Annotated in this window: 21 protein-coding genes; 14 read left to right on the top strand and 7 right to left on the bottom strand. The window is 67.8% G+C overall.

What is annotated here, in order from left to right; translation table 11 throughout:
- Positions 1–601: 601 nt before the first annotated feature.
- Positions 602–1,321 carry a chitinase gene (locus AB0F91_RS13120; RefSeq protein ID WP_360597371.1) on the bottom strand — a complete coding sequence of 240 codons (720 nt, stop codon included), beginning with the start codon at positions 1,319–1,321 and terminating at the stop codon, positions 602–604.
- A 461-nt stretch (positions 1,322–1,782) separates the two neighbouring features.
- On the opposite strand from AB0F91_RS13120, the gene AB0F91_RS13115 reads away from it, so the two are divergent.
- The 5 genes from AB0F91_RS13115 (at position 1,783) to AB0F91_RS13095 (ending at position 6,081) form a co-directional block, all read left to right on the top strand.
- Complete coding sequence (locus tag AB0F91_RS13115; RefSeq protein WP_360597369.1) at positions 1,783–2,115, top strand: hypothetical protein; 333 nt, start codon at positions 1,783–1,785, stop codon at positions 2,113–2,115.
- An 83-nt stretch (positions 2,116–2,198) separates the two neighbouring features.
- The gene (gene trpS / locus AB0F91_RS13110) at positions 2,199–3,221 is read left to right on the top strand and encodes a tryptophan--tRNA ligase (RefSeq protein ID WP_360597367.1); all 1,023 of its coding nucleotides are present in this window, start codon (positions 2,199–2,201) and stop codon (positions 3,219–3,221) included.
- Positions 3,222–3,266: 45 nt separating this feature from the next.
- Positions 3,267–4,499 (top strand): hypothetical protein, encoded by a 1,233-nt coding sequence (locus AB0F91_RS13105; RefSeq protein ID WP_360597365.1) that lies wholly within the window; start codon positions 3,267–3,269, stop codon positions 4,497–4,499.
- Between the two features lie 154 nt (positions 4,500–4,653).
- The gene (locus tag AB0F91_RS13100; RefSeq protein WP_360597364.1) at positions 4,654–5,058 is read left to right on the top strand and encodes a hypothetical protein; all 405 of its coding nucleotides are present in this window, start codon (positions 4,654–4,656) and stop codon (positions 5,056–5,058) included.
- A gap of 9 nt (positions 5,059–5,067) precedes the next feature.
- Positions 5,068–6,081 (top strand): YhjD/YihY/BrkB family envelope integrity protein, encoded by a 1,014-nt coding sequence (locus tag AB0F91_RS13095; RefSeq protein ID WP_360597362.1) that lies wholly within the window; start codon positions 5,068–5,070, stop codon positions 6,079–6,081.
- Between the two features lie 7 nt (positions 6,082–6,088).
- Here AB0F91_RS13095 and AB0F91_RS13090 read toward each other — a convergent pair whose 3' ends face one another.
- On the bottom strand, positions 6,089–7,312 hold the full coding sequence (locus AB0F91_RS13090) for a serine hydrolase (protein WP_360597360.1): 1,224 nt from the start codon (positions 7,310–7,312) through the stop codon (positions 6,089–6,091).
- Between the two features lie 43 nt (positions 7,313–7,355).
- Between AB0F91_RS13090 and AB0F91_RS13085 the strand changes: the two genes are divergently transcribed.
- On the top strand, positions 7,356–7,610 hold the full coding sequence (locus tag AB0F91_RS13085; protein ID WP_360597359.1) for a hypothetical protein: 255 nt from the start codon (positions 7,356–7,358) through the stop codon (positions 7,608–7,610).
- A 231-nt stretch (positions 7,611–7,841) separates the two neighbouring features.
- On the opposite strand, the gene AB0F91_RS13080 is transcribed toward AB0F91_RS13085, so the two are convergent.
- From AB0F91_RS13080 to sdhC, 5 genes are all read right to left on the bottom strand, one after another.
- Positions 7,842–8,723: a hypothetical protein gene (locus AB0F91_RS13080; RefSeq protein ID WP_360597358.1), complete on the bottom strand. Its 882-nt coding sequence runs from the start codon at positions 8,721–8,723 to the stop codon at positions 7,842–7,844.
- Between the two features lie 216 nt (positions 8,724–8,939).
- Positions 8,940–9,710, bottom strand: coding sequence for a succinate dehydrogenase iron-sulfur subunit (locus AB0F91_RS13075; RefSeq protein WP_360597357.1), 771 nt, complete (start codon positions 9,708–9,710; stop codon positions 8,940–8,942).
- Entirely contained in the window at positions 9,710–11,464 is a 1,755-nt protein-coding gene (gene sdhA, locus AB0F91_RS13070) for a succinate dehydrogenase flavoprotein subunit (RefSeq protein WP_360597355.1), read from the bottom strand. Before sdhA ends, AB0F91_RS13075 begins: the two co-directional genes overlap by 1 nt.
- A 50-nt stretch (positions 11,465–11,514) precedes the next feature.
- Positions 11,515–11,931 (bottom strand): succinate dehydrogenase hydrophobic membrane anchor subunit, encoded by a 417-nt coding sequence (locus AB0F91_RS13065; RefSeq protein ID WP_220246220.1) that lies wholly within the window; start codon positions 11,929–11,931, stop codon positions 11,515–11,517.
- A gap of 2 nt (positions 11,932–11,933) precedes the next feature.
- Entirely contained in the window at positions 11,934–12,377 is a 444-nt protein-coding gene (gene sdhC, locus AB0F91_RS13060; RefSeq protein WP_360597353.1) for a succinate dehydrogenase, cytochrome b556 subunit, read from the bottom strand.
- A 696-nt stretch (positions 12,378–13,073) separates the two neighbouring features.
- Here sdhC and AB0F91_RS13055 point away from each other — a divergent pair.
- The 8 genes from AB0F91_RS13055 to AB0F91_RS13020 all read left to right on the top strand — a co-directional run bounded on the left by AB0F91_RS13055 (position 13,074) and on the right by AB0F91_RS13020 (position 20,652).
- Positions 13,074–14,219 carry a BMP family ABC transporter substrate-binding protein gene (locus AB0F91_RS13055; RefSeq protein WP_360597351.1) on the top strand — a complete coding sequence of 382 codons (1,146 nt, stop codon included), beginning with the start codon at positions 13,074–13,076 and terminating at the stop codon, positions 14,217–14,219.
- A gap of 77 nt (positions 14,220–14,296) precedes the next feature.
- A complete protein-coding gene (locus AB0F91_RS13050) occupies positions 14,297–15,862 on the top strand; it encodes an ABC transporter ATP-binding protein (RefSeq protein ID WP_360597350.1) in 1,566 nt (521 codons plus the stop codon).
- Positions 15,862–16,959 (top strand): ABC transporter permease, encoded by a 1,098-nt coding sequence (locus AB0F91_RS13045; RefSeq protein ID WP_360597348.1) that lies wholly within the window; start codon positions 15,862–15,864, stop codon positions 16,957–16,959. Before AB0F91_RS13050 ends, AB0F91_RS13045 begins: the two co-directional genes overlap by 1 nt.
- A gap of 20 nt (positions 16,960–16,979) precedes the next feature.
- Positions 16,980–18,239: an ABC transporter permease gene (locus AB0F91_RS13040; protein WP_360597813.1), complete on the top strand. Its 1,260-nt coding sequence runs from the start codon at positions 16,980–16,982 to the stop codon at positions 18,237–18,239.
- Positions 18,239–18,628, top strand: coding sequence for a cytidine deaminase (locus AB0F91_RS13035; RefSeq protein WP_360597346.1), 390 nt, complete (start codon positions 18,239–18,241; stop codon positions 18,626–18,628). Before AB0F91_RS13040 ends, AB0F91_RS13035 begins: the two co-directional genes overlap by 1 nt.
- Entirely contained in the window at positions 18,625–19,902 is a 1,278-nt protein-coding gene (locus tag AB0F91_RS13030) for a thymidine phosphorylase (RefSeq protein WP_360597345.1), read from the top strand. Before AB0F91_RS13035 ends, AB0F91_RS13030 begins: the two co-directional genes overlap by 4 nt.
- 145 nt (positions 19,903–20,047) lie before the next feature.
- A complete protein-coding gene (locus tag AB0F91_RS13025) occupies positions 20,048–20,269 on the top strand; it encodes a hypothetical protein (protein ID WP_360597343.1) in 222 nt (73 codons plus the stop codon).
- On the top strand, positions 20,266–20,652 hold the full coding sequence (locus AB0F91_RS13020) for a hypothetical protein (protein WP_360597341.1): 387 nt from the start codon (positions 20,266–20,268) through the stop codon (positions 20,650–20,652). The genes AB0F91_RS13025 and AB0F91_RS13020 overlap by 4 nt, the downstream gene beginning before the upstream one ends.
- Positions 20,653–20,743: the final 91 nt, after the last annotated feature.

Here is a 20,743-nt window from a genome sequence, read left to right as displayed (position 1 = left end):
CGGTGGCGGCGCGGTGTCGAATGCGGGTGGCGGTGGGATGCGTTTGGTTGTGGTCGGGTCGCTGAGCGTTCGGTAATGGCTCGGTGCGTGGCGGGCTCGCTCACCGCGTGGGGGTTGCTGCATGGTGTGCGGCCCTGTCGGGGTGTGGGGGCACCGCGTGGTTTGCGGCCCCGGCGCGGTGTCGAACGCTGGTGGCGGTGGGGGGCGCACTTGGTTGTGCTCGGCTCGCCCCGCGCGTGCGGTAATGGCTCGGTGCGTGGCGCGCTCGATCGCCCGCGGGTTGCTGCTCGGTGTCGAACGCGGGTGACGGTGGGGCGCGCTTGGTTGTGCCTGGGTCGCTGCGCGCGCGGTAAGAGCTCGTACGTGACGCACTCGCTCACTGAGCGGCGAGTCGCGTCGAGGCCCGTCACGCGGGCCGTCGCGCGGCGCGCCGTGGGATGGGCGCGGTTATGCGTTGCCCGCCGAATCAGGCAACGGGGTGCGGCGTGGTGGCCCAGCCGGACCACCGCCGCGCCGCCGGGGCTGATTTCCTTACCTGCCAAGCACAAGGGCCCCTCGGCCGCCACCGAGGGGCCCTTGTGCCGGGCAACCTGCAACAGCCTCAGCAGCTGAGTTTGCCACCCGGGTCGACGCCCAGGATGCCGGTGATCTTCTGGTACGCCTCGATGCGGCTCTGGACCTGGCCGGGGTTGCCGCCGTTGCATTCGATGGAGCCGTTGATGCTGTGGATCGTCTCGCCGAAGCCGCGGCCGTTGACCATGGCGTGGTGCGGGGTCATGGTGCCGGGGCCGGACTGGGTGTTCCAGTACCAGAGGTCGGTTTTCCACGCGACGGCCGAGTCGTTCTGCACAAGGTTCGGGTTGTTCAGCAGGTCGATGCCGAGCGCGTCGCCCGCGGCTTTGTAGTTGAAGTTCCAGCTGAGCTGGATCGGGCCGCGCCCGTAGTACGCGGCGGTGCCCGCCGGGCAGCCGTACAACTGGCTGGTGTCGCAGTAGTGCGGGTAGTTCGCGGTGTTCTGCTCCACGATGTACACCAGGCCACCGGTTTCGTGGCTCACGTTCGCGAGGAACGCCGCCGCCTCCTGCTTCTTCACGGTGTCAGTGCCGGAATTCGCGAAGCCGGGGTACGCGCCGAGCGCGTCGGTCAGTCCACTGTAGCTGTAGAAAGAGTTCCGCCCGGGGAACATCTGGTTGAACTGCGACTCGCTGACGACGAAGCTCGCGGCCGGGGCCGCGTTGGCAACGGTGCCGGCCGGCACGAGCACCGTGATCGCGGCAGCGGCGGCCATCCCGACGGCGGTGAGGATCCTTCGGAGAGACATGGGCTCACTCCTTTGTTCGCCCTGATTTGGTCTATACCAAAAAGGTATAGACCAATAACCGGAGAAAAAACCAGGGTCCGGCTTCGGGTTCAGGTCAAAAAGACGCGATCAAACCAACGGAGTTGGTGAATAACTTGCTGTCCGTAGTTCGTCGCCGCCGAACGGGTGAACGCCTTTCACGTTTTGCTCGCGCCGCGCGACCGGAACCGGACCAACCCGACACTCATGGCAGTCGTTCGAGCGACCTCGGGCGCTCGAAAAACCGGCAATAGCGCCCTGACCACCAGTGACGCCGTCAGCCTGGGGGTGGCCACCCGCCCTCCCCGGACGGGCGCTAGTCTCGGCGCCCGAGTTGATCAGAACCGACAGGTCTTGACACGCTCGGTAGTTTTTTCACTGTATGACTCATCCTTACGGGTGAGAGATCTCGCCAGGAACATCACTTCGCGGGAGGCACTCCGGTGCGCAACCCAGGTCATCTCCTGTTGCGGTCCACGCTGCGCTCGGCTCGATCGGCGACGCTCGTCGTGCTGCCGGCCGTCCTGCTGCTCGCGGGCAGCGGCACGGCGCTCGCCGACGACGGCGTCGCCCGTGCGGAGACCCCTTCGGCGGGCTTCGGCATCCTCGGTCCGGTCGGGCTGGTCGCCGTGGCCCTGGGTATCGTCGGCATGGCCCTCGGCGTCCTGCGTCAGCGGCGCAAGGCGCGTGCGGCGACCGCGACGGCCCTGCCCGCCCCTGAGTCCGCCGACACCGAGGGGCCCACCCGGCCCCTCGCGCCGATCCAGCACCCCTGAGAAACGCCTCCGGGAACCCCGCCGAGCGCGCCAGGGAGACCTCCCTGTGACCCGCCTCTCCGGCTCCTGAAAGAATCGCCGACGTGTCCGACGAACAGAACGGGCGCCTGCGGGTGCTTTCCGGGATCCAGCCGACGGCCGACTCGTTCCACCTCGGCAACTACCTCGGCGCCCTGCGGCAGTGGGTGAAGCTGCAGGACACGCACGAGACCTTCTACTGCGTCGTCGACCTGCACGCCATCACGGTGGAGCAGGACCCGAAGGTGCTGCTGGAGCGCACGCGCCGGTCGGCCGCGCAGCTGCTCGCGATCGGCGTCGACCCTGACCGAAGTGCCCTGTTCGTTCAGAGCCACGTGCCCGAGCACGCGCAGCTCGGCTGGGTGCTCGAGTGCCAGACCGGCTTCGGCGAGGCCAGCCGGATGACGCAGTTCAAGGACAAGTCGGCCAAACAGGGCGCCGACCGCGCCAGTGTGGGCCTGTTCACATACCCGATCCTGCAGGCCGCCGACATCCTGCTCTACCAGGCCAACGCCGTGCCGGTGGGCGAGGACCAGCGCCAGCACCTGGAGCTCACGCGCAACCTCGCGCAGCGCTTCAACAACCGCCTCGGCAAGACGTTCACGGTGCCCGAGCCCTACATCGTCAAGGACACCGCGAAGATCTACGACCTGCAGGACCCGACGGCGAAGATGAGCAAGTCGGCGTCCGCCGCCAACGGTCTCGTCGAGCTGCTCGAAGACCCCAAGCGCTCGGCCAAGAAGATTCGCTCCGCCGTGACCGACACCGGTCGCGAGGTCAAGTTCGACGCGGAGAACAAAGCCGGCGTCTCCAACCTGCTGAGCATCTACTCGGCCCTCACCGAGCGCTCGATCGCCGACCTCGAAGCGGCGTACGAGGGCAAGGGCTACGGCGACCTGAAGAAGGACCTCGCCGAGGTGCTCGTCGAGTGGGTCACGCCGCTGCAGGTCAAAGTCCAGTCCTATATGGATGACGTCGCCGAGCTCGACAAGGTTCTCGCCCGCGGTGCGCAGCGTGCGCGGGAGGTGGCAGCGCCCACGCTCGCCACCGTGTACGAGCGGCTGGGCTTCCTGCCCGCCTCTCGCTGATCGATCTTTTGTCGGGGCACAAGAAGTGAAGACACGGCTGTCCATTTGGCGGTCCTGCGGCTGCTTGCCGGGTGCGGGGAGTCCACTCCGGACAGCCAGAAAGCCATGGCCGTGGCCGACGGCCAGACCACCCAGCGACCCGGCCACGAGGGCTCCGACTACCCGGATGCCGCGCCGCTCGAGGAGAAGCCGAACCCGCAGGCTGTGCGAGTCAGCGGCAAGCCGGTGATCGAGGCCTGCAACTTGCTGTCGCTGAACGACTTGAAGGACCTCGGCGTGAAGGTCGGCTCGCGGCCCGACCCGAACTCCGTCAACTTCGAGCGCGTCTACCTGGCGGGCGACGGCAAGGGTCCGATCGACACCTCGGCCATCACGTACTCCATGGGCGAAGGGCTGGCGCTCAACAAGTGCGCCTACGCCCCGGAGTCCACGGACGGCACGCTGCAGGAGAGCCTGGCGGTCGCGGTGTCGCAGCCCGCTTACGTGCCACCCGTCGCCGAGGCGGCCGCGGCGTTCGCGGGCGCACCGGCGAGCATCATCCTCGGCCCGGTGCACGCCTACTCGAAGCGCCGCCCGGTTCCGGCGCCCGACGCGTCGGGCCAGGCCACCGTGATCCTCGGCGACACCGTGGCGAGCTTCGACTTCGACCTCAAGGGCAACGGCAGCGCCGGCAAGCTGCAGGACATCGCCAAGCGCGTGATGCAGAACCTCGAGAAGCAGACCAACGCGCCGACCGGCCCGAGCACCGTCGACTACTCGAGCCCGGTGTTCTCGGAACCGGCCGCGCAGCCGTGGCCGCTGCTCACGGCCGACGTGGTGAGCCCTGCCATCGGCACCGACGCGTCGCCGCTGGTGTCCGAGACGCCGGGCACGGCGGTCGGCGACATCGCGTTCCCGCACGACCCGCAGCAGCGCAACTACGTGCAGCTCACCTGCGAGCGCGGCACCGGCGAGGACGACCCGCTCTCGCGCAAGGCCCGTTTCCTGACCGCCACGAGCTTCCTGTCCGCCGAGGCCGCCAAGGAACACGTCGACAACACCGCGGGCGCGCACGGCGGCCAGGCACCTTCGGCCGCGATCGGCGACGAGTCGCGGATCATGACCGACCCCATGTCGGTGAAAACCCAGGGCGTGCTGATCTTCCGCAAGGGCCGCTTCGCCTTCGAGCTGTACCTGATCGACCACGACGGGCACCCCAACGGCAGCACCCTCGCCGAGGCCAACAGCCTCCTGGTGCCCGCCAGGCAGAAGATCGCACAGGGTTTTCAGGGAACGTAGGTGCGGCTGATCGTCCTCAACGGACCGCCCGCCATCGGCAAGTCGACGCTGGCGGAGCGGTTCGCGGAAGACCACCCGCCGACGCTGAACCTCGACATCGACCGTGTCCGTTCACTTGTCGGGGGCTGGCGCACGCGGCCCCGAAACGGGCGGCTTGGCGGCGCGCGCGTTGGCCCTCGCGGCCGCTCGTGCGCACCTCACCGCGGGTCACGACGTGGTCGTCCCCCAGCTGTTCGGGCGTCCGGAGTTCCTTGTACAGCTGGCGGAACTGGCTCACGACGTCGGCGCTTCCTTTCACGAGCTGATGCTCATGGACACCCGCGAAAACGTCCTGGCCCGCTTCGCCGCACGCACGCCCGGACCGCACCACCACGGCACCTCCGCGGCCGACGCCGCCGCGTTCCACGACCGCCTCGAATCCCTCCTCACCGACCGGCCGTGGGCGCGCGTATCACGACGTCGGCCGGTCGCGTCGACGACGCCTACCGAGCGGTGGTCGCCGCTCTGGACTGACCCGCGGGTACCCGCTCGCGTTGCGGCTATCACCCACCGTGGTTAGCGTTTTACGGTGGCGAACAAGAATGGTGACCAGGAAAAGCTGCTGCCTCGGCTGCGGCGGAAGTACCCGTGGCTGGATCACCTGATCCGTGCCAATGAATCCTTCGGCGAGCATTACGGCAATCACTACGCCGCCGCGATCACGTACTTCAGCGTGCTTTCGGTGTTCCCGATCTTCATGGTGGCGTTCGCGATCGTGGGCATGGTCGTGGGCGACAACCCGGCGGTAATCGACCAGATCACCGCCGGCATCAAAAGCTCCGTGCCTGACGCGCTCCAGGGACTCGTGACGCAGATCGTCGACGCGGCGATCAAATCCGGAAGCGGCATCGGAATCTTCGGTCTGCTCCTGGCGCTCTACTCGGGCATCGGCTGGATGTCGAACCTGCGCGACGCGCTCACGGCACAGTGGGGCCAGGAGAAGAAACAACAGCCGATCGTGTCGACCACGATCAAGGACCTGCTGTCGCTCGTGGGGCTCGGCGTGGCACTGATCGTGTCGTTCGCGGTGACCGCCGCGGGCGGCGGGGTGGGGCAGTACCTGCTCGAACTCGTCGGCCTGGAGCACGAGACCTGGGCGGTATGGGTGCTGCGGGTGGCCACGATCATCCTCGGCTTGGCGGCCAACACGCTCGTGTTCGTGTGGGTCATCGCGCGGCTGCCGCGTGAGCACGTGGCCATGCGCAGCGCGGTGAAGGGCGCGATCGTCGCCGCGATCGGGTTCGTCATCCTGCAGCAGGTGGCGTCGATCTACCTGGCCAGCGTGACGAACTCCCCGGCCGCGGCGATCTTCGGGCCGATCATCGGTCTGCTCGTGTTCGCGAACCTCGTCTCGCGGTTCCTCCTCATGGTCACCGCGTGGACGGCGACCGCGAAGGAGAACCAGCGCAAGGTCGTGCGGCCGCCGGCGCCCGTGCTGCTGGAGCCGCGCGTGACCGTCCAGCGCGGGTTCGGCTTGGGCACGGCCGCGGGCGTGTTCAGCGTGGGTGCTCTGCTCGGTTGGATGGGACGACGGCGGGACTAGGCTTGATCTACTGCTCGGCCTGTTTCTTGCGCTGGTGGCCGACCACGAACCCGCCGATGATGATCAGGGCGACCACCAGCGTGAGGATCCAGCCCGTGGTACCGAATGGGTCTTTCGGCGAAGCGGCCGACGACGCGGCGCCGGCGGCGACGTTCGCCGGGGGAGCGGGCGGCGCCGTGGCCACGAGGGCCTCGTAGGCGATGCGACCGACGGGCTCGGCGTGGTCGGCTTCGAGCGCGAAGCCGTAGTCGAGCAGCTCGCCCGCCTGGTCGACGACCTTCGTCGGCCGCTGCTCCGCGCGCATCATCACCACGGCGAGGCGGCGGCCGTCCTTCTCCGCGGCGCCGACGTAGGTGTGGCGCGCGTCGTCGGTGAAGCCGGTCTTGCCGCCGAGGAAGCCGGGGTAGACGCCGAGGAGCTTGTTGTCGTTGTAGACCGGAATGGCAGGTTTGCCGCCCACTGCCGGAATCGTGTACGACTTCGTGGCCACCGCCTGCGCGATCTCCTGCTGCTTCATCGCGTAGTGGAAGATCAGGCTCAGGTCATAGGCCGAGGTCGACATCCCGGGCCCGTCGAGGCCCGACGGCGTCGCCGCGCGTGTGTCCGTGGCGCCGATGCGCTGGGCCAGCAGGTTCATCTTCGTGGTCGCGATGTCGACGCCGCCGAGCGCGGTCGCGAACGCGTGGGCGACGTCGTTGCCCGAATGCATCAGCAGGCCGTGGAGCAGCTGGTCGACGGTGTAGCTCGCACCCGCCACGATGCCGACGCAGGTGCACTCCTGCTCGACGTCCTCCTTCGTGGGCACCACGATCTGGTCGGGCCTCATCTCGCTGGTGACGACGAGCGCGAGCAACGTCTTGATGAGCGACGCCGGCCGCTCCCGTGCGTGCGGGTTCTTCGCCGCGATGACGTCGCCGGTGTCGAGGTCCTGTACCACCCATGACGCGGCCGTGTTGCCGTCCGGCGGGTTGAGCGCGCCGTCGGGCAGGATCATCCCGCAGCCGCCCATGCGCAGCCCCCCGACCGGCTCCACGGGTACCGGCAACGGCGGCGGGGTCGGCTGCCCGGGCGCCGGCTTCTCCGACGTGTCCACCGGCGCCGGCGGCGCGGCCTGGTCCTGACAGGGCTGGGCCTGGGCTACGGCTGCCGTCGGGCCGATTCCGCCGCCGAACAGCCCAATGGCCATCACCGCGACGAGGACCGGGAGCGACCGGGAGAAAACGCTGTGCACCCACGCAATCTAGCGTCGAGAGCCCGGTTGCATACTCAGGGACATGCGCATTTCGCGAGGTACCGCGGTCTTCCTGCTCTTGTTCGGCGTGTGGTCCTGGATCATCTGGATCACCTTCGCCAAGAACCTCTGGGCCAGCTCCCAGTCCTGGTCAGCCGATGGTTCCCCCACGGCGTACTTCATCGTGCACGCGGTGCTCACGGTGGTGTCCTTCGTGCTGGGCACGATCATCGGCGTCCTGGGCTGGCGAGCGCTGCGCTCCACCCGATCGAAGGAACGATCTTCGGACGACTCCTGATCCCGGGGCAGGGTGGCTCGGCGTCCGCCGGATACGGCCGCCAGCCGATATGACAGCGGAGCGCGAATGGAGTAAGGTCAACGCTCACGCGAGCCGCTCCAGCGTTGGCTCGCATTACCTGAATGGAATTCGTATGTCCGGCGGTTCCGAAACGGGTGGCAACTGATCGGTTGTTCCGATCGTGCATCCGAAAAAAACCCGGAGTCCGCACTCCGGGTTTTTTTATGCCCGTCAAGAATCCGGTGAATAGTCGGCGATGAATCCCATGTACTGAGACATTTTCGGGTTCGCCGCGGAGAACTCCACGATCACGTCCTTGCCCTGCCGGAGCCGCCGCAGTCCTTGCGCGCCCTGGTTTCGCACGACGAAGGCCGAGTCGCGTTTGACGTTGCGGAAGATCACCCGGTGCTCGAACTTGCTGATTTCCTTGCGGAACATCACGTCGAACGATTCCGGCTCGTTCCCCGACATCAGGTCCACCGAGTACTTCGGCCAGGTCCATTCCACGGTGACCACGTCGCCTTCCTGAACGACCGTGCCGAGATGGATGTAGATGTCCAGTTTCGGTTTCCCGTTCGCGGACGTGGACCAGATCGAAGTCGCGTTGGCGCGGGTCTTCTGGTCGATGTCTTCGGTTCCCGCGTGGAAAGCCTTGCACTGCACCAATCGGCGGTCCCGCTCGGTCATCGGCGTGGTGCCGTAGTAGACGAGATTCACGGACAGATAACGCGGGATGTTGTCGTTCGCCTCGTGGAGCACGAGCACGCGGCGGCAGAACGCGTCACCGTTGTCCTCAATGGTCACTTCCTGCATCCACTCCTGAACGGCGATGGGCTTGCGCGTGCGCACGGCGAGCGCGTCGGCGTACCTGTGCAGCAGCTCCTCGCTGTGCTGCACCTGGTTGCGAAGTTTGTGGGTGCCGGCGAAGGAGATCGCGCTGGCGATCACGAACAACCCGCCCGCGATGCTGGCGAACGTCGTGCGCAACCACTCCATGCCGAGCACCTCGCCGAGCAGGCCCACGCTGCCGAGCATGGCGACCGTCGCCGCGAACACCCGCAAGTAGCCATGTCGGAACACGAGTTCTTCGAGATCTGCGATGAACGGTGCCAAGTGTTGGGAAAGCACCTTCCGCAGTTCCGCACCAGCACTCATCTGTTCGTTCCCCGTCGCACGACCGTCCGAGTCATCGGTAACGGTTAAGAATAGCCCAGTCACGCAGGGTCGTGTTAGCGCCGAACAGGGGAGTTATGTCTGCTTTTCGCGAGGCGCAGAACGCGGAGAGGCCCCCACCCGGGCACAGGGTGGGGGCCTCTCGCAACGAAATTCTCAGACACGCTTGAACAAAAGTGCTCTCTTCACTTCCTGGATCGCCTTCGTCACCTGGATCCCTCGCGGGCAAGCGTCCGTGCAGTTGAACGTCGTGCGGCAGCGCCAGACGCCCTCGGAGTCGTTCAGGATGTCCAAGCGCTCCTCGGCCGCGTCGTCGCGGGAGTCGAAGATGAAGCGGTGCGCGTTGACGATCGCGGCCGGGCCGAAGTACGAGCCGTCGTTCCAGTAGACCGGGCAGGACGACGTGCAGCAGGCGCAGAGGATGCACTTGGTGGTGTCGTCGAAGCGGTCGCGGTCGGCCTGGGACTGGATGCGCTCGCGGGAGGGCTCGTGGCCGTAGTTGATGAGGTACGGCTTGACCGACCGGTAGGCCTCGAAGAACGGGTCCATGTCGACGTAGAGGTCCTTCAACGTCGTCAGGCCCTTGATCGGGGCGATGGTGATGACGGTCTTCTTGCCGCCCGTCTCCAGCAGGTCCTTCATGAGCACCTTGCAGGCCAGCCGGTTGATGCCGTTGATCTGCATGGCGTCGGAGCCGCACACGCCGTGGGCGCACGACCGGCGGAACGAGAACGTGCCGTCGATGTAGTCCTTGACGTAGAACAGCAGGTTCAGCAGCCGGTCGGTGCGCTGCGCCGGGACGTCGTAGGACTCCCAGTGCGGCTCGGTGTCGACCTCGGGGTTGAAGCGCAGGATCTTCAGCGTGACCGTGATCGGCGTGTGGTCCTGCGCGGCCGCGGGTGCTTCTTCGGTGGTTGCCGCAGTCATCAGTACTTCCGCTCCATCGGCTCGTAACGCGTGAAGGTCACCGGCTTGTAGTCGAGGCGGATGTCGGCCGAAAGGCCCTCACCCTGCTTGTACGCCATGGTGTGGCGCATGAAGTTCGTGTCGTCGCGGTTCGGGTAGTCCTCGCGGGCGTGGCCGCCGCGCGACTCCTTGCGCGCCAGGGCGCCCACGATCAGAACCTCGGCCAGCTCGAGCAGGAAACCCAGCTCGACGGCCTCGAGCAAGTCGGTGTTGTACCGCTTGCCCTTGTCCGACACGGTGATCCGCGTGTACCGCTCCTTCAGCGCCTGGATGTCGGTCAGCGCCTGCTTGAGCGTGTCCTCGGTGCGGTACACCGAGGCGTGCGAGTCCATCGTCTGCTGCATTTCCTTGCGGATGTCGGCGACGCGCTCGTCACCGTGCTCCGACAGCAGGCCGGCGATCTGGTCCTCGACGAGCTTGGTCGGCAGCTCCGGCAGCTCGACGTGCTCGTGCGCCAGCGCGTACTCCGCGGCCGCGATGCCGGCCCGGCGGCCGAACACGTTGATGTCCAGCAGCGAGTTGGTGCCCAGGCGGTTCGAGCCGTGCACCGAGACGCACGCGACCTCGCCGGCCGCGTACAGGCCCGGGATCACGTTCTCGTTGTCGCGCAGCGCTTCGCCGTGGACGTTGGTCGGGATGCCGCCCATCACGTAGTGGCAGGTGGGGAACACCGGCACGGGTTCCTTCACCGGGTCGACGCCGAGGTAGGTGCGCGAGAACTCGGTGATGTCCGGCAGCTTGGTCTCGAGGACCTCCACCGGCAGGTGCGTCACGTCGAGGACCACGTAGTCCTTGTTCGGGCCCATGCCGCGGCCCTGCAGCACCTCCTGGACCATCGAGCGGGCGACGATGTCGCGCGGCGCGAGGTCCTTGATGGTGGGGGCGTAGCGCTCCATGAACCGCTCACCGTCGGCGTTGCGCAGGATCCCGCCCTCGCCGCGGACGGCTTCGGAGATCAGGATGCCCAGGCCCGCGAGGCCGGTCGGGTGGAACTGGAAGAACTCCATGTCCTCCAGCGGCAGGCCCTTGCGGAAGATGATGCCGAGGCCGTCACCGGTGAGGGTGTGCGCGTTCGACGTCGTCTTGAAGATCTTGCCCGCGCCGCCGGTGGCGAACACGACGGACTTGGCCTGGAACACGTGCAGCTCGCCGGTGGCCAGCTCGTAGGCCACGACGCCCGACGCGACGGGGTTGCCGTTCTCGTCCTCGCTGGTCACCAGGTCGAGCACGTAGAACTCGTTGAAGAACTCCGTGCCGTACTTGACGCAGTTTTGGTACAGCGTCTGCAGGATCATGTGGCCGGTGCGGTCCGCGGCGTAGCAGGCGCGGCGCACGGCCGCCTTGCCGTGGTCACGGGTGTGGCCACCGAAGCGACGCTGGTCGATCTTGCCCTCGGGCGTGCGGTTGAACGGCAGGCCCATCTTCTCGAGGTCGAGGACCGCGTCGATGGCCTCCTTGGCCATGATCTCCGCGGCGTCCTGGTCGACGAGGTAGTCACCGCCCTTGACGGTGTCGAAGGTGTGCCACTCCCAGTTGTCCTCTTCGACGTTCGCCAGCGCGGCGCACATACCGCCCTGGGCCGCGCCGGTGTGGGACCTCGTGGGGTACAGCTTCGTGAGAACCGCGGTGCGGGCGCGCTGGCCGGCCTCGATGGCCGCGCGCATGCCGGCGCCGCCGGCGCCGACGATCACCACGTCGTACTTGTGGAACTGCATAGGGATTGCTCCGCTTATCAGGAATCGAGCACTGTGTGTGGTGGGCGCGCCTAGCTGGCGGGCATCTCGGGGTCGAACGTGAAGATCACCAGCGTGCCGACGGCCAGGATCAGGACCATCGAGACGTACAGCAGGATCTTCAGCCAGAACCGCGTGGAGTCCTTGCGGGCGTAGTCGTCGATGATCGTGCGCAGGCCGTTGCCACCGTGGATCTCGGCGAGCCACAGCATCGCGAGGTCCCAGAACTGCCAGAACGGCGAAGCCCAGCGACCGGCGACGAAGCCCCAGTTGATGCGGTGCACACCGCCGTCGAGGATGTTCATGATGAGCAGGTGGCCCAGCACCAGGATGATCAGCGCGAGGCCCGAGATGCGCATGAACAGCCAGCTGTAGAGCTCGAAGTTGCTGCGGCGGGCCGCCGGGCGCTTCGGAGTGCGCGGCGATTCGATGACGAGTGAGTCGGCCATGGTCAGTTACCCCCGAAGAGCATCTCGGCCGTGCGCTTCAGCATGAAGAACGCACCGGGAATCATCACGACGACCCACACGACGCCGATCACCCACAGCATCGTCTTCTGGAACTTCGGCCCCTTGGACCAGAAGTCGACCAGCATGACCCGGATGCCGTTGAGGGCGTGGAAGAGGACCGCGCCGACGAGACCGACTTCGAGCAGGTTCACGAGCGGCGTCTTGTACGTGTCGATCACCTGGTCGTAGGTGTTCGGCGACACGCGGACGAGCGCGGTGTCGAGCACGTGCACGAACAGGAAGAAGAATGTCAGCACGCCGGTGATGCGGTGCAGCACCCAGGACCACATGCCGGGGTCGCCCCGGTAGAAGGTCCCCTGCCGGCGTGAGGCACCCGCCCGATCGCTCGCTCCTGCCTCGGTGGCAGTGCTCGCCGTGGTGGACATCGGTGAACGGCCTCCAGCGTCATCTGTTGTGCCCGGCTGACCGGTGAGGTCCGCACCCGCTTCCGCGTCCTTCCACTGGGGACAACGCCGGCAGCGGTGCCGAGATCTAGGGCCATCGAGCGTGGATGAAAGGATGCTAGACCCGCCATCTGGACCCGGCTCACCTCCGGGTTCGTCTCTGTGATGGACCAGACACCCGGAGCGTCCCGCACCACTCGGACGTGTGGCCCCGGCCACGCGAGACGGGCGGTCCAGGGCGAATCCGACCTGCGGCTCCCGGCCCGGTCGATTCGATTCAGCAGCCGGTACCGCTTGCGGTGGCGGGTGAAAAACCAGCTGGGCCCGAATGGGTTTCGTGATGTCCGCAACGCCCGTTCGTTAAGGCCCTTCGCCGGGCGGTGGACGAAGATCGTCCGGACGGGTTCCAGCGCGTGGTGCCGCCGGGCCGCGGCACCCCGGGCCGTGACAGCTGGTGAGCACTTGCCTGATTCAGTGGATCACCGTAAGTACACGATCGGTCGCGAATCAGACCGCTGAGTAAACGTTTGTGTTACGTAGCGTGCCTTTCCTATGGCGGTTGTCTGGCGGTTGGGTACGGTCTGGCGGTTGAACTCGGCACTCACGGAAGACACGGGGGCCGGGTCGCTTCCACTTAGTCCGCTGGATCAGCGGGGAGGGAGACACACGTTGCGTCGCATGCGTGGAACCGCGCTGGCCGCCGCGACCATGGCCGGGGTCCTCACCTTGGCAGGGTGCGCGAAGGACACCGGCGGGGGCAGCAGCAACAACACCGCCGCGGCCGGTAGCTCGGGCTCGAGCTGCGTCACCGCGCCGAAGCCGCCCGCGGCTCCGGCAGCAGCCACGACCAGCAGCTCGTCCGGCGAGAAGGTGGACGGCAGCAAGCTCAAGGTCGGCCTGGCGTTCGACATCGGCGGCCGGGGTGACGCCTCGTTCAACGACGCGGCCGCGGCCGGCGTCGACAAGGCGAAGTCCGAGCTCGGCATCACGACCGTCAGCGAGAGCACGGCCAGCCCGAGCGAGAGTGAGTCGGCCAAGCAGCAGCGGCTCGAGCAGATGGCGTCGCAGGGCCTGAACCCGATCATCGCGGTCGGCTTCGCCTACGCGCCGTCGGTCGCCGCCGTCGCGCCGAAGCACCCGAACACCCGGTTCGCGATCGTCGACGACGACACCATCAAGCTCCCCAACGTGACGCCGCTGGTGTTCGCCGAGGAGCAGGGCTCGTTCCTGGCCGGCGTCGCCGCCGTCTACAAGAGCAAGAACTGCCACATCGGCTTCGTCGGTGGGGTGAACACGCCGCTGATCCAGAAGTTCGAGGCCGGCTACCTGCAGGGTGCGAGGGCCGCGTCGAACAAGGTCAAGATCGAGGACGAGTACCTGACGCCGGCCGGTGACTTCTCCGGTTTCCAGGACCCGGCCAAGGGCAACGTCAAGGCCGCTGCCGAGATCAACAACGGCGCGGACGTGATCTACCACGCCGCCGGTGCCTCCGGTAAGGGTGTGTTCGACGCCGCCAAGACGTCGGGCAAGGCGTTGGCCATCGGGGTCGACTCCGACCAGTACAACCAGGCCACGGTCGCCGCCGACAAGGACATCATCCTCACCTCGATGATGAAGCGCGTGGACGTCGCGGTGTTCGACTTCCTGCAGGCCGACGCGAAGGGTGACCTGAGCGTGCTGCCGCAGCGCTTCGATCTGAAGGTCGACGGCGTCGGCTATGCCACCTCCGGCGGCAAGGTCGACGACATCAAGGACGTGCTGGACGGGTACAAGGCCCAGATCATCTCGGGCGCCATCCAGGTTTCGGACAAGCCGACCAAGTAGTACCCGCCACGTGCCAGGGCTCGGAAGGATCTTCCTTCCGAGCCCTCACGCGTTTCGACAGAACTGGATCCCCCTCCATGAGCACTGCCGAGGCCGATGCCGTCCCAGACCGGGGCACGACGGCCGTCCAGCTGACCGGGATCACCAAGCGGTTCCCGGGTGTGGTCGCCAACTCCGACGTCAACCTCACCGTGGCAGCGGGCGAGGTGCACGCCCTCTGCGGCGAGAACGGCGCCGGCAAGTCGACCCTGATGAAGATCCTCTACGGGATGCAGCAGCCCGACGAGGGAACCATCGCGATCAACGGCACCGAGGTGAAGCTGCGCAACCCGCAGGACGCCATCCAGGCCGGGATCGGCATGGTGCACCAGCACTTCATGCTCGCCGACAACTTCACCGTGTCCGAGAACGTGTTCCTCGGCGCCGAGGCCCTGCACGGCATCGGCGGTGCAGCGCGTGCCCGGCTCAAGAAGCTCTCGGAGCAGACGGGCCTGCGCGCCGAGCCGGACGCGTTGCTGGAGGAGCTCGGCGTGGCCGACCGCCAGCGCGTGGAGATCGTGAAGGTCCTCTACCGCGGCGCGAAGATCATCATCCTCGACGAGCCCACCGCCGTGCTCGTGCCGCAGGAGGTCGACGCGCTGTTCACCACGGTCCGCGAGATGCAGGCCGACGGCTACACCTTCCTCTTCATCTCCCACAAGCTCGACGAGGTGCGCGCGATCGCCGACACCGTCACGGTGATCCGGCGCGGCACCACCGTCGGCACGGTCGACCCGAAGTCCATCACCAGCCGTCAGCTGGCGGAGATGATGGTGGGCTCCGAGCTGCCGAGCCCGGAGACGCGCGAGTCGACGGTGACCGACCGCGACGTGCTGCGCTTGACCGGCCTGAGCCTCACGGCAGAGAACTCGTCGCTGAAGCTGCTCGACGACATCGAGTTCACCGTGCACGCGGGTGAGGTGCTCGGCATCGCGGGCGTCGAGGGCAACGGCCAGACCGAGCTCGTCGAGACGCTCATGGGCATGCGCAAGGCCAGCGGCGGCCACATCGAGCTCCTCGAGGCCGACGGCAAAACCCACGACCTGGTCAAGCTGGGCACGCTCGCGCGGCGCGAGGCCGGCATCGGCTACATCGCCGAAGACCGCACGCGCCACAGCCTCCTGTTGACGCAACCGTTGTGGGCCAACCGGATCCTCGGCTACCAGACGCGCAAACCCGTCTCGAGTGGACAGTTGCTCGACATCGCCGGCGCGCGCCGCGACACCGAGCGCATCGTGCGGGAGTACGACGTGCGCACGCCGGGCATCGACGTGCCGGCCGCCGCGCTCTCGGGCGGCAACCAGCAGAAGCTGATCGTCGGGCGCGAGCTGTCGGGCAACCCCGTGCTGCTCATCGCTTCGCACCCGACGCGCGGTGTCGACGTCGGTGCGCAGGCCATGATCTGGGAACAGATCCGGCAGGCGCGCGCCGACGGCCTGGCGGTGCTGCTGATCTCCGCCGACCTCGACGAGCTGATCGGGCTCTCCGACACGATCCGCGTGATGCTGCGCGGGCGCCTGGTGAGCGAGGCGAACCCCGCAACGGTGACCCCGCAGGAACTCGGTTCCGCCATGACCGGTGCCGAAGAAGGTGAAGAAGCGTGATGACTTCGTGGCGCACGCGGCTGCTGCCGCCCCTGCTCGCGATCGTGTTCGCCGTGCTGCTCTCGGCGATCGCGCTCGTCATCTCCGGCGCCAACCCGCTGGAGGCGTACGGGACCATGGTGGGGCAGCTCTTCAAGGGCTCCACCGCCGTGGACACGGTGAACCTCGCGACGGTGTACTACCTGTCCGGGCTGGCGGTGGCCATCGGCTTCCAGATGAACCTGTTCAACATCGGCGTCGAGGGCCAGTACCGGTTCGCGGCCGTGGTCGCCGCGATCATCGGGGGCGCGCTGCAGCTGCCGCCGGTCCTCCACACCATCGTGATCCTGCTGGTGGCGGTCGCCTCGGGCGCGCTGTACGCGACGATTCCCGCGGTGCTGAAGGTGACCCGGGGCGTCAGTGAGGTCATCTCCACGATCATGCTGAACTCGATCGTCGCCGGCATCATCGCGTTCCTCGTCAACGCCGACCAGTTCGGTGTGCAGTCGGGCAACAACATCGGCACGCGCACGATCGCGCCGTCGGGTCGGATCCCGGGCATCCCGCTCGGCTCGGGTGTGCTGTTCGGGTTCTTCTTCATCGCCATCGTGATCGGCATCGCCTACTGGTTCATGCTCAACCGCACGCGGTTCGGCTTCGAGCTCAAGGCGAGCGGCGAGTCCTCGACGGCCGCGGCCGCCGGTGGCGTGAGCGCGAAGCGGATGACGCTGATCGCGATGCTGCTCTCCGGTGCGGTGGCGGGTCTCGTCGCCATGCCGGAGCTGCTCGGCCGCGACTACAGCTACGGCATCACGGCCACGCAGATGTACGGCTTCACCGGCATCGCCGTGGCGCTGCTGGGCCGCAACCACCCCGGCGGCATCGCGTTCGGCGCGCTGCTGTGGGCGTTCCTCGACACCTCGGCGGTGTCGCTGGAGCAGATCAACGTGTCCAAGGAGATCGCGACGATCATGCAGGGCATCATCGTGCTGTCGGTCGTCGTCGCGTACGAGATCGTGCGCCGCGCCGACCTCGCGGCCGAACAACGCAGGGTGGGCCGGGCGCTCGCCGGCAACGGACGCAAGGGTTCGTCTGTGGCAGAAGGCGGTGCGGTGTGAGCCAGGTGACGGAGTTCTCCATGCCGGGGCCCGCCTCCGGCATGCCCGAGCCGGTGGTGGAGCGGCGACGACGGGTCCCCGGCTGGGTGCGCGGCGTGATCTGGGCCGTGGTGGCGATCGCGGTGATGTCCACGGCTTCGTACGCGACGGGTGTTTCGGCGCTGACGTCGAGCAACACGGCGTCGACGGCGCTGCGGCTCGCGCTGCCGATCCTGCTGTGTGCGCTCGGCGGCCTGTGGTCCGAGCGCGCGGGCGTGGTCAACATCGGTCTCGAAGGCATGATGATCCTCGGGACGTTCGGTGCGGCCTGGGGGGCGTACTACGGCGGCGTGTGGGTCGGCCTGATCTCGGCCATCGCGTTCGGCGCCATCGGCGGCCTGCTGCACGCGGTCGCGACGGTGACCTTCAACGTCAACCACATCGTCTCCGGTGTGGCGATCAACTTGCTGGGGTTGGGCGTCGCGAAATATCTGGCGAACCTGATCTTCGAGCCGATCTCGGGAAACCCGCGGCAGTCGCCGCCGGTGCCGAAGTTCGACACGTACTCCGCGTCGGGCCTGTCCGACTGGCTCGGCACGCTGGAGAACGAGCAGCGCGTGGGGATCTCCGACGTCGCCGGCATCCTGCGTGGCCTGATCACCGGCGTCGCGCCGCTGACGATGATCGCGATCATCCTCGTGCCGGTCAGCTACTGGCTCCTGTGGCACACGCGGTTCGGCCTGCGGCTGCGCTCGTGCGGTGAGAACCCGGTGGCCGCGGAGTCGCTGGGCGTCAACGTGTACCGCTACAAGTACCTCGGCGTGCTGATCTCCGGTGGCTTCGCCGGCATGGGTGGCGCTTCGCTGGTGCTGCTCAAGGGCGGCGCGGACTACCTCGAGAACCAGACCAACGGCCGCGGCTACATCGGTCTGGCCGCCATGATCTTCGGCAACTGGCGACCGGGCGGCCTGCTCGGCGGTGCGGCGTTGTTCGGGTACGCGGACGGCCTGCAGCTCGCCGGCGGTGGCGAGGCGGTGCTCGCGCTGCTGTACGGCGCGGTGATCCTCGTGGCGATCATCGTGATCGTGCAGCTGTTCCGGAAGCGCTGGCTGTCGGCCGCGCTCGGCGTGATCGCCGCCGGGGCGCTGTACGCGATCTACTGGACCAACGACACGCTGCCGAGCGACCTGATCCCGTACACGGCGCACTTCGTGACGCTGATCGTGCTCGCGGTGGCGTCGCAACGGCTTCGTCCACCGAAGGCCGACGGTGCGCCTTACCGGCGTGGGGAGGGCGACTGATGACCTCGTTCGACTGGGACGCCCTGCGCGCGGCGGCGGTCACCGCTGCTGCTTCGGCCTATGCCCCTTACTCCGGCCTGCACGTCGGCGTCGCCGGTATTGTGGACGACGGCCGGATGGTGACGGGCTGCAACGTCGAGAACGCTTCGTACGGCTTGGGTTTGTGCGCTGAGTGCACGATGGCGGGCCAGCTGCGGTTGTCGGGCGGCGGCCGGCTGGTGGCCGTCGCCTGCCGCAGCGGCGCGGGTGAGCTGCTCATGCCGTGCGGGCGGTGCCGGCAGATCCTGTTCGAGCTGGGCGGATCCGCCTGTCTGGTCGACACTCCGCGAGGGATCCTGCCGATGTCCGACGTCCTGCCCGACGCCTTCGGCCCCGAGGACCTCCCGTGACTTTCGCGGCGGTCGACATCATCCGGGCCAAACGCGACGGCCGCGAGCTGTCCGACGCGCAGATCGACTGGGTGGTGGACGCCTACACGCGCGGTGTTGTCGCCGAAGAACAAATGGCCGCCCTGGCGATGGCCATCTTCCTGCGCGGGATGGCCCCTTCGGAGATCTCCCGCTGGACGGGCGCGATGATCGCGTCGGGCTCACGCTTGTCGCTCTCCGTCGGGCGCCCGACGGTGGACAAGCACTCGACGGGCGGTGTCGGCGACAAGATCACCTTGCCGCTGGCCCCGCTCGTCGCAGCTTGTGGTGCCGCCGTGCCGCAGCTGTCCGGCCGCGGCCTCGGCCACACGGGCGGGACTCTGGACAAACTGGAGTCCATCCCGGGCTGGCGCGCGGCGCTGTCGTTGGACGAGATCACGGCGCAGTTGTCTTCGGTGGGCGCGGTCGTGTGCGCGGCCACCGAGGGCTTGGCTCCGGCGGACAAGAAACTGTATGCCCTGCGGGATGTCACTTCGACCGTGGAGTCGATCCCGCTGATCGCCTCGTCGATCATGTCGAAGAAGATCGCCGAGGGCGCGTCGGGCCTCGTCCTGGACGTGAAGGCGGGCTCGGGCGCCTTCATGAAGACAGTGGCGGACGCTCGTTCGCTGGCCTCCACCCTCGTCTCCATCGGTGCGGCCCATGGCGTCGCGACGACGGCTCTGATCACGGACATGAACGTGCCGTTGGGCCGCGCGGTCGGCAACGCCGTGGAGGTCGCCGAGGCGGTCTCGGTCTTGCAGGGCGGCGGTCCTGCCGACGTGGTTTCCCTGACGGTCGCGCTGGCCCGCGAGATGCTCGCTTTGGCCGGTTTGTCCTCAGTGGACCCCGCGGCGGTGCTGGCTTCGGGCGAGGCGTACGAAACGTGGTCGCGCATGATCACCGCTCAGGGTGGTGATCCGTCGGCTCCGCTTCCTACGCCTGCGCATGTCCACGTGGTTCCCGCCCCCGCTTCCGGCGTCCTGTCTTCTCTGGACGCCTACGCGGTCGGCGTCGCCGCCTGGCGCCTCGGCGCGGGCCGGGCCCGCAAAGAAGACCCGGTGCAGGCGGCCGCGGGCGTGTTGTGCCTGGCCAAACCCGGTGACGCGGTTTCTGCGGGCGACCCGCTGCTGGAACTGCACACCGACACGCCCGCCGCGGTGGCCGGCGCGCTGGCGGCTTTGGAGGGTGCGTTCTCGGTGTCGGACACGGCTCCGGCTGTGGGGCCGATCGTCCTGGAGACCATCCGCTCCTGACTCGCGCCGAGTTGTTGACACCATCCTTGAGTGGTGGACGACTCGGCCCCGATCGCCTTGGCCACCGATTTTGTCCACCTTTGCGGTGATCGAGTAAGAGGTCTCAGGCAGGCCGACATTGGCGCGTCGGGCGGGAAGGCACGCCATGCTCGCCGCGGTCCCGGACTCCGCGTGCGGTGCCAACGTCCGCCCGGCCGCGGGCGAGGTGTCGGCGACTGTGCGCCGCCGCACCGAACTCACCGAGGGCCCCCGCTCGGCCCGGCGGCCCGCGGTGACGGCACTTCACCTCGTCGCCCTTGTCCGTGCGGGTGCGCTCTTCGACCACGGCCGGCTCGTCGAGCGGCGGGGAGCGGCGGCGGTCTCGTGAGCACGCCATCCCACCCGACCGACCGCGCGGGTCAGTGGCTCGCCGACACCTTGACCGCGCTGCGACGCGGCCGGCGACTGGTCGCCGAACTGCCGGCCTCCCGACCCGGCCGACGAGCATTCATCGACATCAGCCCGCTCAGCACCGCAGCGGATACCGAAGCCCGCAGCCAATGCTGGAAACGAGCCGACCACGCCGCACCTTCACACTCCAGCTGGGACTACGCCGCTGGCCGCCTCGACAGCTTCGACCACGAAGTCGGAGCGATCCTGATCAAGACCGCGACCGTGGTCGGTGAACCGGACCTGGCCTCCACCCTCGAAGCCTGGCACCTGTACCCCGACCAGTTCCGCTATCCCCGGCACACCGAAGACCCGCAGTAGCCGCCCAAGCCGAAGACCGCACAGCAACTCGTCCACGCGTCTTGACTGGTTCTCGACGCCGCCTGCGGAGAGCGGGGTTTTGTCCCAGCCC

The sequence above is a fragment of the Amycolatopsis sp. NPDC023774 genome, assembly GCF_040639695.1.
Lineage (GTDB): Bacteria > Actinomycetota > Actinomycetes > Mycobacteriales > Pseudonocardiaceae > Amycolatopsis.
Note: the sequence above shows the minus strand (reverse complement) of the source record. Positions and strands in the feature narration are given on the sequence as shown.

Bases quoted from the DNA above. Each gene is read 5' to 3' on its own strand.
- AB0F91_RS13120 (WP_360597371.1), bottom strand. From the start codon at position 1,321: ATGTCTCTCCGAAGGATCCTCACCGCCGTCGGGATGGCCGCCGCTGCC.
- AB0F91_RS13085 (WP_360597359.1), top strand. From the start codon at position 7,356: ATGCGCATTTCGCGAGGTACCGCGGTCTTCCTGCTCTTGTTCGGCGTG.
- AB0F91_RS13075 (WP_360597357.1), bottom strand. From the start codon at position 9,710: ATGACTGCGGCAACCACCGAAGAAGCACCCGCGGCCGCGCAGGACCAC.
- sdhA (WP_360597355.1), bottom strand. From the start codon at position 11,464: ATGCAGTTCCACAAGTACGACGTGGTGATCGTCGGCGCCGGCGGCGCC.
- AB0F91_RS13065 (WP_220246220.1), bottom strand. From the start codon at position 11,931: ATGGCCGACTCACTCGTCATCGAATCGCCGCGCACTCCGAAGCGCCCG.
- sdhC (WP_360597353.1), bottom strand. From the start codon at position 12,377: ATGTCCACCACGGCGAGCACTGCCACCGAGGCAGGAGCGAGCGATCGG.
- AB0F91_RS13055 (WP_360597351.1), top strand. From the start codon at position 13,074: ATGCGTGGAACCGCGCTGGCCGCCGCGACCATGGCCGGGGTCCTCACC.
- AB0F91_RS13050 (WP_360597350.1), top strand. From the start codon at position 14,297: ATGAGCACTGCCGAGGCCGATGCCGTCCCAGACCGGGGCACGACGGCC.
- AB0F91_RS13045 (WP_360597348.1), top strand. From the start codon at position 15,862: ATGACTTCGTGGCGCACGCGGCTGCTGCCGCCCCTGCTCGCGATCGTG.
- AB0F91_RS13040 (WP_360597813.1), top strand. From the start codon at position 16,980: ATGCCGGGGCCCGCCTCCGGCATGCCCGAGCCGGTGGTGGAGCGGCGA.
- AB0F91_RS13035 (WP_360597346.1), top strand. From the start codon at position 18,239: ATGACCTCGTTCGACTGGGACGCCCTGCGCGCGGCGGCGGTCACCGCT.
- AB0F91_RS13025 (WP_360597343.1), top strand. From the start codon at position 20,048: ATGCTCGCCGCGGTCCCGGACTCCGCGTGCGGTGCCAACGTCCGCCCG.